Source organism: Muribaculum sp. NM65_B17 (genome assembly GCF_004793735.1).
GTDB lineage: Bacteria > Bacteroidota > Bacteroidia > Bacteroidales > Muribaculaceae > Muribaculum > Muribaculum gordoncarteri.
Map to the genome: position 1 here is coordinate 317,621 of NZ_SRYY01000003.1, position 12,692 is coordinate 330,312.

Below are 12,692 nucleotides of genomic sequence, written 5' to 3' on the forward strand. Positions count from 1 at the left end.
GCAGGTATTTTACCGCTACGGTTGCCTTGCTTGTTAATTTTAGTTGACAAATTGCCGCTGGTTAGCGAATAAATGATTAACTTGCACTCGATTTAAAAGAGAAAAAATATACCTGTAATGCGAAATTTTACCAATGTACATGACATAGGCGACCTCCGCACTGCTGTGGCCGAGGCGCTTGAAGTGAAGGCCAACCGATTCGGCTATAAGAATCTCGGTGAGAACAAGACTTTGCTCATGCTCTTTTTCAACTCATCATTGCGCACCCGATTGAGCACCCAGAAGGCTGCTATGAATTTGGGCATGAACGTCATGGTGCTCGATGTCAATCAGGGAGCATGGAAGCTCGAAACCGAGCGCGGAGTCATCATGGACGGCGACAAGCCCGAGCATCTGCTTGAGGCCATTCCGGTTATGGGATGTTACTGCGATGTGATAGGCGTGAGGTCGTTTGCGCGTTTTGAATCCAAGGCCGACGACTACGAGGAGAAGATAATCAACCAGTTCATCCGATATTCAGGCCGCCCCGTGTTCTCGATGGAAGCGGCTACGCGTCATCCGTTGCAGTCGTTTGCCGACCTGATAACAATCGAGGAGCACAAGACCGTGGAGCATCCCAAGGTGGTGATGACATGGGCTCCTCATCCCAAGGCTCTTCCCCAGGCTGTGCCCAACTCGTTTGCCGAGTGGATGAACGCTGCCAGCTACGACTTCGTGATAACGCATCCCCACGGCTATGAACTCGCTCCCGAGTTTGTGGGCAATGCCAAGGTTGAGTATGATCAGGACAAGGCTCTTGAGGGTGCCGACTTCGTATATGCCAAGAACTGGAGCGCCTACATGGATCCCAATTACGGCAAGGTGATAAGCACCGACCGCAGCTGGACCGTGACGGCCGAGAAGATGGCGCTGACCAACAACGCTTACTTCATGCACTGTCTGCCCGTGCGTCGCAACATGATTGTTAGCGACGATGTAATCGAGGGCCCGAGGTCGCTGGTGATTCCCGAAGCCGCCAACCGTGAGATTTCGGCTCAGGTGGTGTTGAAGCGTATTCTTGAAGGATTGCAGAAATAGAGCCGATGAGTACGAAGAGCCCCAAGGAGGTGATAGATGCCGCTCTTGTCACAGGATGCAACAAAGTGGCGTTGCCGTCGCGTGACTTCGGCCGATTTGCGTTGCTTACGGTTCTTGCCGGGGTCTACATTGCATTCGGAGGCACGCTGTCGGTGATTCTCGGGTACGGATTTCCCGAACTGACGGCGGGCAATCCCGGTCTTCAGAAGCTGCTTAGCGGAGCCGCGTTCCCTATAGGACTTATACTTGTGGTGGTGCTTGGCGCCGAGCTGTTTACCGGCAACAATGCGTTGCTCATGCCGCCGCTCATGGCCGGTAAGTGCTCATGGCGCGATGTCGCCGTTAACTGGGTGCTGGTCTATCTTGGCAACTTCGTGGGTGCTATCGGCTTCGTATATGTGTTTGTCTATGTCACGGGGCTTATGTCGCCCGAGCCTTATCATGCCGCGATAGTGAAGATAGCCGAGGCCAAGGTGTCGATGCCGTGGCTTACGGTCATGGTGAAAGGCATCGGAGCCAACTGGTGCGTGTGTCTTGCGATATGGCTTGCCATGGCGGCCAAGAGTAGCGGGGCCAAGATGTTTGGCTGCTGGCTTCCTGTCATGGCTTTCGTTGCGCTGGGCTACGAACACTCGATTGCCAACATGTTCTTCATCCCTTGCGGAATGCTTGAGGGGGCATCGGTCACTCCGTGGCAAATGGTGTGCGACAACCTGATTCCCGCCACGATAGGCAACATTATAGGAGGTGCTTTGCTGGTGGGATGTGTGCACGTATATCTACATCGCGTCAAGTCCTGAATTACTGAACGATAAAAACAACAGGCGGCGTGTCGGGTTATTGAAAACGACACGCCGCCTGTTGTTATCTTGCTTGTTGATATGCTTATTCGGCGCACACCGATGCGAGTGCGTCGGCAAGCGATTCAAGCGAATAGCGTATTACCGAGCGCGGAGAGCCTATGTTGAGGCGCATGAATCCGTTGCCTTCGGCTCCAAACATCGCTCCGTCGTTGAGCGCGAGATGAGCCTTGTTGACAAAGAGCTTTATGAGCTCGTCGTGCGACATGCACAGCCCGCGGCAGTCGAGCCACACAAGGAATGATGCCTCGGGACGAATTACCTTTATGTCGGGCAGCTTCTCGGCTACGATCTCCTCCACTTCGGCGATTGTGCCTTCGATGTATTCAAGCATCTCGTCGAGCCAATCCTCGCCTTGGGTGTAGGCGGCTTCGGTGCCTATGGTGGCTATGAATGTGGGAGCATCAAATTCATTCACCATGAGCCAGTGGAAGAAGGGTTCGCGTAGCTTGGGATTCTTCACCACGCACCATGAGCTTACAAGGCCGGCGATGTTGAATGTCTTGGAGGGGGCTCCCAGGGTTATCGACACTTCGGCTGCCTCGGGGCTTACCGATGCGAAGGGGAAGTGGGGCTTGCCGTAGAGCATGAGGTCGGCATGGATTTCGTCGCTTACCACCGTCACGCCATACTTCTTGGCGAGTCGTGCAACTTCCTGAAGCACCTCGACGCTCCACTGGATGCCCACGGGGTTGTGGGGGTTGCAGAGAATCATCATCTTGGGGTGCTCGTCGCGGAATATGCGTTCAAGACCCTCGAGGTCCATGCGGTAGTTGTTGCCGTCAAATATCAGGGGATTGTTGACCGCTACTCGGCCGTTGCCTTCGGTCACCATGCGGAACGGGTGGTACACGGGCGGCTGTATCACCACTTTGTCGCCGCGCTGGGTGAAGAAGTTGATAGCAAGCGCAATGCCTTTTACAACTCCGGGTATATAGGTAATCTCTTCACGTTTTACATTCCAGTTGTGACGGCGGGCAAGCCATCCTGTGATTGAGTCCCAATAGCTTTGGGGAGCTCCGGCATAGCCGTAGACGGGGTGCTCGATGCGTCGCGACAGTGCTTCGCGGATGCGTGGCGACACGGCGAAGTCCATGTCGGCGATCCATAGGCCGAGCAGGTCGTCGCGTCCAAAAAATTCATTCAGTGAATCTACTTTCATAGCACCACTTCCGTGGCGGTCGATAAGTTGATCGAAATTGTATTTTCCCATTGTGGTATTTAATTTACTAAAGAAACCTCGCGGGTTTCACTTACACTTTATTTTTTTGCAAATATACTATTTTTAGTGCGATTGATTCAATCTTTTTTGCTAAGTTTGTATTACATTACAACAAAAACTGGCTTACAGCGATGGACGAACGCAGAAAACTTACTCCCGAAGAAGAAGACAGGCTCGTCGAAGCCGAATTTCAGGATGTGCTTAACGGCTATCTTGCGAGTAATCACCGCAAGAAGGTGGAAATAATAGAAAGAGCGTTCCGATTTGCAAAAGAGGCCCATAAGGGCATCAGGCGCAGGTCGGGAGAGCCTTATATATTGCATCCTATAGCCGTAGCCAAGATCGCGAGTCAGGAAATCGGCCTTGGCTCGACCTCGATTTGTGCCGCCTTGCTGCATGACGTGGTGGAGGACACCGAGTACACGGTGGAGGACATAGAGCAACATTTCGGCAAGAAGATTGCACAGCTCGTAGCCGGACTCACCAAAATTTCGGGCGGTATATTCGGCGACAAGGCATCGGCCCAGGCCGAGAATTTCCGAAAGCTGCTGCTAACCATGAGCGAGGACATACGCGTGGTGCTTATAAAAATGGCCGACCGACTGCACAACATGCGCACGCTCGGTTCAATGTCGCCCAACAAGCAGTATAAGATAGCCGGTGAAACTCTCTACATATATGCTCCGCTGGCCCATAGACTCGGCCTGTTTGCAATAAAGACCGAACTTGAGGATCTCAGCTTCAAATATGAGCATCCGGCCGCATACTCGCGTATAAGCGAACAGATAAGGGAGTCGGAGTCGAGGCGTGCCGCCGTTTACAACGACTTCTCGCTGCCCATCAAGGAGAAGCTCAACGAGATGGGAATAACCTATGATGCCAAGGCTCGGCTTAAGTCGGTCTATTCTATATGGCGCAAGATGGAAACCAAGCACATCCCGTTTGAGGAGGTCTATGACCTCTACGCCATGCGCATAATATTCGACTGCCCCGACCAGAGCAAGGAGAAGGCTATATGCTGGCAGATATATGCCGCCATTACCGACCTCTACAAGCTGCATCCCGAGCGCACGCGCGATTGGATAAGCAACCCCAAGGCCAACGGCTATCAGGCACTGCATCTTACCGTGATGGGTCCCGACGGCAACTGGATTGAGGTGCAGATTCGTTCGCGACGGATGGATGAGATTGCCGAACTCGGATTTGCCGCACACTGGAAATATAAGATAGGCGAGGGCGACGAGGAGAGCGAGCTTAATGCCTGGCTGTCGACAATCAAGGACATCCTTGACAATCCCGAACCCAACGCCATCGACTTTCTCGACACACTTAAGCTGAATCTGTTTGCCTCGGAAATCGTGGTGTTCACCCCTAAGGGCGAATTGCTCACGCTCCCCAATAACTCGACGGTGCTCGACGTGGCATTTGAGCTTCACTCGCAGATAGGAATGCACTGCATTGCCGGAAAAGTCAATCATAAGCTTGTGCCGCTGAGCCACAAGCTGCGCTCGGGCGATCAGGTGGAGGTGCTCACCTCGCAGTCGCAGACCCCCAAGCCCGAGTGGGTCAACTTCCTTGCCACCGCAAAGGGCAAGACAAGGTTGCGTGCCGTGCTGCGCAAGGAGCTGCAGCCTATTATCGAGAAGGGTAAGGAGATATATGATAATTTCCTGAAGGAGCATTCGATAATGGAGAATAACGAGGTGCTTACCAAGATTCTCGGAGCGCTTCATTTCCAGAATCGCGAAACACTGTTCACCGCTCTCGGCAACGGAGAAGTGACGCTCCCTCAGTATCTGGTCAAGATGCTTCGTCCGGTGTCGTCGTCGCTTATATCAAAGATACTCCGTCCGCTCAAAGGTAACAAGGGAAAGAAGTCGGGCGAAAACAACGAGGATGTCGCGCCCGCCAAGGCTCCCATCAACATGAAGGAAACCTACATTCTGCGATGTGGCGAGGATGGCAACAACTTTAAGATATCGGATTGCTGCAGCCCCATTCCCGGCGATGATGTAATGGGATGGGTAAACGACGACGGCGATGTGGAGTTGCATGCGCTCACGTGTCCCCGCGCACAGGTGCTGAAGGCAAGTTACGGAAGGAGAATATTGAATACGGAGTGGGCCGAGCAGACCCACAAGTTCCTTGCCAATATAAGAATGGAGGGTATCGACCGATTCGGCATCCTTCAGGAAATCATACAGATGATATCGATGCACATGGCTATCGACATCCGCAAGCTTGACATCGAGGCCGAGAACGAAGTGTTTCATTGCGACCTTTCGGTGCTTGTAAGTGACACAAATGTAGTGACCGACCTGTGCAATAAGGTGAAGCAGATACGTGGTGTGCAACGAGCCAGCCGAGTGAACTGACATTATTTCCAATGATGATGAACAACCTTTTTTCAAGAAACAATATCATAAAGGCGCTGCTATTCATCGGCGCCGTTGTGATTATCATAGGGTTCCTTCCCCGCAAGGACACCAACACCTACCACTACGAGATGGGAAAGCCCTGGGCCTATTCGCTGCTCACTGCGCCAAGCGACATGCCAATATACCTTGACACTATAAGTGCGCGTCACGTGCGCGACAGCATTGACGCGTCGTTCCGTCCCGTATATGAGCGTGACCAGAACATCGAGAAGTCGGCAGTGGCCGCCTACGCTACGAGAGTCAACAACACCGAGTCGCTCGGCCTGAGCCCGCTCGAACGCAACCGACTGATAAACACGCTGCGCACACTGCTTGAAAGCGGCATCGTGGATCAGGAAACCTATCAGGAGGTTAAGTCGGGGCGATTGCCTGAGGTGCGTTTCATCCATGACAATACATCGATCTACATACCCACCGACGGATTCATGTCGGCCCGCGTGGCCTACGAGAGGCTCGACAGCATATTCAACGAGGAGCATTACCGCCGTGCGATAGAGCTGACGGCCATGTCGCAGTTCCTTGTCCCCAACATCGTGCGTGACACTGTAGCCACCGAGCGTCTTTACGACGAGATGCTTCAAAAGGCCATGGCTCCCGTGGGCGTGATTCAGCAGGGTGAGCGAATAATCGACAAGGGCGACATTGTCACCCCCGAGCTTTACTCGCTGTTGCAGACCTACGACTCGATGACCGGACAACGTTCGGCGAGCAAGGTCGACCGTCACTATTACCCCATCTTAGGACAGCTGCTCTATGTGATGATACTGCTTGCCTCGCTCTATTTCTTCCTCGGATATTTTCGCTGGCGCATATTCGGCAACACCCGTGCCATGGTGCTTATAATGGCCCTTATCACGGCGTTTGTTGTATTCTCCTATGGCATGGGCGACACGTTCCGCAGCGGATTGTATATGGTGCCGTTTACCATCGTGGCTATCCTGATGGTGGTGTTCTTCGACGGCCGCACGGCATTCTTTGTCTACATCACCGAGATTATGCTGTGTACGATAATCTCCAATTTCCCGCTCGAGTTCATCTTCGTGCAGTTGATTGCCGGAATCACGGCCATAACCTCGCTCAAGAATCTCGACCGTCGGTCGCAGCTTGTGCGCTCGGCACTATTTATTTTCCTCGCCTACAGCATCTCCTATACGGCTGTGGAGGTCATGCAGGTGGGAACGCTTGAGAAGCTGAACACAAGGATGTTTGGCTGCTTTGCGATCAATGCCGTGCTCATATCGTTTACCTACATACTGGTGTTTGTGCTTGAGAAGATTTTCGGATTCGTGTCGTCGGTTTCGCTTGTCGAGCTGAGCGATGTCAACAATCCCATTCTCCGCGAGCTGTCGGAGGAGTGTCCCGGTACATTCCAGCATTCGATGCAAGTGAGTACGCTCGCTTCCGATGCCGCCCACCGCATAAACGCCAATGTGCAGCTTGTGCGTACCGGAGCTTTGTATCACGACATAGGCAAGATAAACAATCCCGCGTTCTTTACCGAGAACCAGCATGGCGTGAATCCGCATGACGCACTCAACCCCATGCAGAGCGCTCGCGTGGTGATAGGCCATGTCATCGACGGACTGAAAAGGGCCGAGAAGGCTCAGCTGCCCGATGTGGTTAAGGACTTCATCACACAACATCACGGAACCGGAAAGGCGAAATATTTCTACAACACCTATTGTAACGCTCACCCGGGCGAAGAGGTGGATGAGGCTGCGTTTACCTATCCCGGTCCCAATCCTCAGACACGCGAGGCTTCCATATTGATGATGGCCGATGCGGTTGAGGCTGCGTCACGCTCGCTGAAGGAGCATACGGTGGAGAACATAACGGCGCTTGTCAACCGCATAATCGATGCGCAGATTGCCGAAGGGCTTCACAACGAGTCGACCATTTCGTTCCGTGACGTCAACATCATAAAGGAGGCTTTTGTGGAGCGACTGCGCACGATGTATCACGTGAGAGTGAGCTATCCCGACCTGAAAAAGCCGGCCGAGCCCGCGCTGCCCGCCGATAAAAAGCCCGAGGTGAAAACCGAGGATGAAGCTACCGCGACATCGAAGTGACCTGCGCTGTGGCGTTAAACTACTTTTTATGATTGAGTTAATACTTGTTTAATCGGGACGATATTACAAAAATTTCAGTAATTTTGTTAATGACGACCGGATTGGCGAGTGCGTGACTCCCGATTGCGTGTTGTCGCATATTTTTATAATATTGGTTCCGTCATGAAAAGAATTGCATTACTGTTTATATCAGTCATCGTCCTTGCTTCGGCTTCAGGGATGGGTGCGGCACCACGTGACACTAAAAAGCAGAAGTTTGAGAAGCCCGATATGGAGAAGATTCGCGAGGAGGTCAACGACCCTTCGTCGAAGTATTACTACCCGCTGTTGATGAAGAATTTTGAAACCAACGATACTTTGCTCGACCTTGACCAATACCGTCACCTCTATCTCGGCTATGTATTTCAGGAGGATTATAACCCCTATCGCAAAAGCGAACACACCAACAAGGTTGAGGATCTTTACTATAAGGATAAGCACACTCCGGCCGAGTGTGACACTATCATAAAGTATGCCGAACTGTCGTTGAAGGATGATCCTTTTGACCTTCGTCAGATGTCGTTTCTCATATATGCCTATCGAGAGAAGCAGAAGAACAATCTCGCCAATATATGGCAATATAAACTTAATCACATCCTTGAGGCGATAGTGTCGACCGGCACCGGTCTTGACGAGGAGAACGCCTGGATAGTGATAAATCCTCAGCATGAATACAATCTGCTGAACTTCAAGAATTATATTGCCAAGTCGCAGGAGTATAAGCCGCCACATTACGACTATATAACGGTGAACCAGGAGGACTCCAAGGACCCGAAAGGATTCTACTTCAATGTGCTGTACATATTGCAGGAGTACTACCGAAAGTTCCCCGACAGCAAGTAACGGCAAGCGCAATAAATGGAAAAGGCTCAGTATTCAATCCGAGCCTTTTCTATATCAACATGGTGGTGTGACGACAGCGTCACTTCCATTTCATCTTGAGCGAGCCGTACATTATGGCTGCGAGTGCGATGAACAATCCCACGCTTCCGGCAAGGAGCGCATAGGTTTCGAGGTTGAGCAGCACATAGATGTAGATGTATATTATCGACAGCAGTCCGCTGATGACCAAGGCGGCCTTGCGTGACTTGAGCACACCGAAGATGTAGAGTCCCACGAGCGCGATGGTCATCACTGCCGCCACAAGATAGCTTAAGCCGAAGCCGATGTGCTCCGACAGCGACAGCAGCAACGAGTAGAATAGCACCAGGGCAAGGCCTATGAGCAGGTACTGGAACACGTATATGGGATGCTTGGTAATCGTTTCGGCAAACAGTGCGGCGATGAATGTGAGCAGTATTACGAGTGTCGCATACTTCAATGCGCGCGATGTTTTCTGATAACGGTCGACCGGAACAAGCATGTCCACGCTTACAACCGATTCATTGATGTTGTAGGTGTTGGAGCCGGTGAATGCTTGCGGATAGTTGCGGTTTATGGCATTGAGTTTCCAGTTAGCGCTGAATTTGCCGTCATCGACAGTGCGCTCCGAGGGGAGTATCATGCCCTTGAACGAGGGTGACTTGCAGGTGCCTTCGATGGTTATGTCACTTGCCTTGCCTACGGGAGCAAATCCTATCTCCTTGGAGCCTTTGGCCGTAATCGACAGTGAATAGGGTACCGATGTCGAGTCGGCCAACTGCGAGAGGTTGATCGGCGCCGACAATGCGTTGCGCCATCCCCGGCTGTCGCTCTCTTTGGTGGAATAGGTTGATATTACCTCATAGTCCTCGATCGGCTCGTAGTCGGAACCTCCTTCCATTTCGCAGCTTTCATTGCCCATGCGGAAGGCCGACAGAGTTTCGATGCCCTTCAGCTCACCGATGACAACGTTGACGCGCGCGTTGTCGAACTTAAGAGCGGTCAACGGGATTCCGGTCTTTTCGAGATAGGTCATGTCGAAATTTCCTGAGAGCGTTATGTCGCTGTTGTAGACGATAGTTTCGTAGATGCTGCGTGACAGCTTGCGCGATTCGATCGCGGCCTTTGCATCAAGTGAGGCCGGGAGCAGCGTCACTACGCCCACCGAGTCGACAGCGCCCTTGTTGTGGTAGGGTATCGTGACGATTGGGCCTATTATCGTCTGGGGGCCGCTCCATGATTCGCTGATTTCGGTCACGGTGTCCTTTTGACGCTCCTCGCGGTCATCGGTAAGCGCGAAAAGGAAGGCATCGGGAATCAACAGCAACAGGCACAGGATTACAATGAATATAATCTTGAATGTAAGCGTCGATGTGAACGGCACGGGATTGTAGCCCGACGGCCTCGGCGGTATGGGAGGCATGGGCGGTACAGGAGGAGGAACTGTTTCCATTGTAATGTGATTTTAGATGATGTGATTGGTTTATTTTTGCGTGAAATAGTAGTCGAGCACATCGCGAGCCGCCGTGAACGAGCTTTGGACATTGGAGAGCACGCGGTTCTCCTTCTCGATCAGCAACCGCTCTACTTCGGGATTGCTGTAGAAGTGGTTGCGCAGCTGCTCGTTGATTGTTTCATACATCCAGTAGCGGGCCTGTTCCTGACGCTTGCGCTCGAAGTAGCCGTTGTCCTTCACAAACTTGAAGTAACGGTCGATCATCTCCCACACTTCGGCGATGCCGAGGTCGTAGTAACCCGAGTAGCACAGCACTTCGGGAATCCATCCCGACATTGTGGGCGGGAAGAGGTGCAGTGCGCTGCGGAACTGGGCCTGAGCAAGACGGGCGCGGTCGACATTGTCGCCGTCGGCCTTGTTTATCACTATTCCGTCGGCCATCTCCATGATGCCTCGCTTGATGCCCTGCAGTTCGTCGCCTGTTCCGGCAAGCTGGATGAGCAGGAAGAAGTCGACCATCGAGTGCACGGCGGTTTCGCTTTGTCCCACTCCCACGGTTTCCACGAATATGTTGTTGTAGCCGGCGGCTTCACACAGCACAATGGTTTCGCGGGTCTTGCGGGCCACGCCACCGAGGCTTCCGGCCGACGGGCTGGGGCGGATGAACGCCGATGGATGCACGGCAAGACGCTCCATGCGGGTCTTGTCGCCGAGAATCGAGCCTTTGGTGCGTTCGCTTGACGGGTCTATGGCGAGGACGGCGAGCTTGCCGCCATCCTTCAGTATGTGCAGTCCGAATACATCAATCGATGTCGACTTTCCGGCACCCGGGACTCCGGTTATGCCTATGCGTCGTGAATTTCCCGAGTAGGGGAGGCACTTTTCAATCACCTCCTGGGCTATCGCCTGATGCTCGTGGGAAAGGCTCTCGACAAGCGTGACGGCGCGGCTCAGGATTGTGACATCGCCTTTAAGTATTCCTTCGACGAGTTCTCCCGAAGTGGGAAGCGGCTTGCGGCGTCGGGGTTTCAGGTAGGGATTGACCGATGGCGGTTGGGTGACACCGCTGTTTACGGTCAATCCGCTGTATTTGTCGTCGTTTTCGATGTGATGATGTTGATTCATGGGTGAGGTTGTTGGGTAAAATGTTTAGTCAATGTATTCGCCCACGACGCGCACGGTCGACTGTGGACGGTCGGGGTCGTTGGTTATTATGATGACGCGTGCGTTGAGCAGCTCGTCGGCCGACTTTGACGGGTCGACCTTGATTTCAATCTTTCCTTGGCTGCCGTTCTTGATTTTGTCCTTGTTGACCTTTACGGTCACGGCGGGATCGACTGAGTAGGCCTTGCGGATGATGAGCGGCTCCTTGCCGAAGTTGTCGACTGTCACCTCGGCTGTGTGAATCTTGTCGCGTGACATCTCCTCAAAGTCGACGGCATTGGTCGACAGCGCGATGCGCGGGGCCTTTTCGCGCTGCTCGGGAGTAAGCTTGCTGAAATCCTCGTTCAGGATGGCCGTCAGCGACACGGGCATTGTCACGGGGGTTTCGTTGTCGGAGAGGATTATGATTTCATCGGTGCAGAGGCCCCAGTCGTCGGAACGTGACGAGTCGTAGAAGAATGTGAATGTCATCTGCTCGCCCGGAGGCACTGCCGCAGGAGCTGCATCGACCTTGATGTAGTCGGGCAGATTGGATACCGAGGGATAAATCGTGTCGGGGCTCTGGTTGTAGGCGTCGAGGAATGCGGTCTTTACGCGTCCCTTGGCGATTTCGCCAAACGGCACCATGGTGTTGCGGAGCTTAAGCGGGCCCACTTCGATGGGGAAGCGTGCGCGCAGGGTGTTGGTGGCGCCTATCACGACTCCCTTTATGGCCAATGTCATGCGGCTCGGCTCGGTGTTGGTGTCGACATGGATTTTCTTGGTGAACTTTCCGGGTCGTCCTGCCGGGTCGTAGGTCACGGTGATTGTGGCTGTGTCGCCGGGAGCTATGGGGTCGCGGGTATAGGCGGGTACGGTGCATCCGCAGGTGGCGCGTGCGGCAAGAATCATGAGCGGCTCGTCGCCGGTGTTGACTACCTTGAAGTCACACGACACTTTGCCCATGTCCTCGTCAAATGCTCCGAAATCGTGTGACTTTGTAAGCCAGGTGGCTTCGGGGGCGGCCTGTGCGACAGCCGCAATCGCCATCATCGATGCGCACAATATTGACTTGCAGTTGATCATCGTTGTTTATTTCTTGGGGATTACACAACCTGTTATCTTGATGTTTTTGCGCTTCTCCTTGGTGTTGGATTTTACGCGAATGGTCTTGTCGAAGTCGCCGGGTCGTCCCGCGGGGTCGAATGTCACGCGTATCTTGGCGCTTGCGCCGGGCTTGATGGGCTCCTTGGGGATTACCGGGGTGGTGCATCCGCAGCTTGCCGATGCCGATATGATAATGAGAGGATCGGTGCCTACATTCTCGATTATGAAGTCATGGCTCACGGGGCCGTCGGCTTCACGTATGTTACCGAAATCGAATGATGTTTCCTTGAACTTGATCTGCGGATTGCCTGCGTAAGCGATTGCGCTCATGGCGACAGCGATGATTGTGATAAGTATTTTTTTCATTGTGATGCAATATTTATGTCTAACCATTATAACACGTAAAGATACAAAGTAAGA

General features: G+C 53.0%; 10 protein-coding genes. 5 read left to right on the forward strand and 5 right to left on the reverse strand.

Annotation, left to right across the window (positions count from 1 at the left end; translation table 11 throughout):
- The first annotated feature begins 117 nt into the window (after positions 1 to 117).
- Complete coding sequence (locus tag E5354_RS05905; protein ID WP_135946774.1) at positions 118 to 1,077, forward strand: acetylornithine carbamoyltransferase; 960 nt, start codon at positions 118 to 120, stop codon at positions 1,075 to 1,077.
- A gap of 5 nt (positions 1,078 to 1,082) precedes the next feature.
- Positions 1,083 to 1,877 carry a formate/nitrite transporter family protein gene (locus E5354_RS05910; protein ID WP_135946775.1) on the forward strand — a complete coding sequence of 265 codons (795 nt, stop codon included), beginning with the start codon at positions 1,083 to 1,085 and terminating at the stop codon, positions 1,875 to 1,877.
- Positions 1,878 to 1,962: 85 nt separating this feature from the next.
- On the opposite strand, the gene E5354_RS05915 is transcribed toward E5354_RS05910, so the two are convergent.
- Positions 1,963 to 3,150, reverse strand: coding sequence for a MalY/PatB family protein (locus tag E5354_RS05915; protein ID WP_135946776.1), 1,188 nt, complete (start codon positions 3,148 to 3,150; stop codon positions 1,963 to 1,965).
- A gap of 140 nt (positions 3,151 to 3,290) precedes the next feature.
- Between E5354_RS05915 and E5354_RS05920 the strand changes: the two genes are divergently transcribed.
- The 3 genes from E5354_RS05920 (at position 3,291) to E5354_RS05930 (ending at position 8,548) form a co-directional block, all read left to right on the forward strand.
- Positions 3,291 to 5,534: a RelA/SpoT family protein gene (locus tag E5354_RS05920; protein ID WP_135946777.1), complete on the forward strand. Its 2,244-nt coding sequence runs from the start codon at positions 3,291 to 3,293 to the stop codon at positions 5,532 to 5,534.
- An 11-nt stretch (positions 5,535 to 5,545) separates the two neighbouring features.
- Entirely contained in the window at positions 5,546 to 7,666 is a 2,121-nt protein-coding gene (locus E5354_RS05925; RefSeq protein WP_135946778.1) for an HD family phosphohydrolase, read from the forward strand.
- Positions 7,667 to 7,828: 162 nt separating this feature from the next.
- Complete coding sequence (locus tag E5354_RS05930; protein ID WP_123395659.1) at positions 7,829 to 8,548, forward strand: DUF4919 domain-containing protein; 720 nt, start codon at positions 7,829 to 7,831, stop codon at positions 8,546 to 8,548.
- A gap of 79 nt (positions 8,549 to 8,627) precedes the next feature.
- Here E5354_RS05930 and creD read toward each other — a convergent pair whose 3' ends face one another.
- The 4 genes from creD to E5354_RS05950 are packed head-to-tail and all read right to left on the reverse strand — an operon-like array spanning position 8,628 to position 12,638.
- Positions 8,628 to 10,019 carry a cell envelope integrity protein CreD gene (gene creD, locus E5354_RS05935; RefSeq protein ID WP_135946779.1) on the reverse strand — a complete coding sequence of 464 codons (1,392 nt, stop codon included), beginning with the start codon at positions 10,017 to 10,019 and terminating at the stop codon, positions 8,628 to 8,630.
- Positions 10,020 to 10,049: 30 nt separating this feature from the next.
- Positions 10,050 to 11,147: a methylmalonyl Co-A mutase-associated GTPase MeaB gene (gene meaB / locus E5354_RS05940; RefSeq protein ID WP_135946780.1), complete on the reverse strand. Its 1,098-nt coding sequence runs from the start codon at positions 11,145 to 11,147 to the stop codon at positions 10,050 to 10,052.
- Between the two features lie 24 nt (positions 11,148 to 11,171).
- Positions 11,172 to 12,251, reverse strand: a complete 1,080-nt coding sequence (locus E5354_RS05945; RefSeq protein WP_135946781.1) for a DUF1573 domain-containing protein — start codon at positions 12,249 to 12,251, stop codon at positions 11,172 to 11,174.
- A gap of 6 nt (positions 12,252 to 12,257) precedes the next feature.
- Positions 12,258 to 12,638 carry a DUF1573 domain-containing protein gene (locus tag E5354_RS05950; protein ID WP_123395663.1) on the reverse strand — a complete coding sequence of 127 codons (381 nt, stop codon included), beginning with the start codon at positions 12,636 to 12,638 and terminating at the stop codon, positions 12,258 to 12,260.
- Positions 12,639 to 12,692 lie beyond the last annotated feature (54 nt).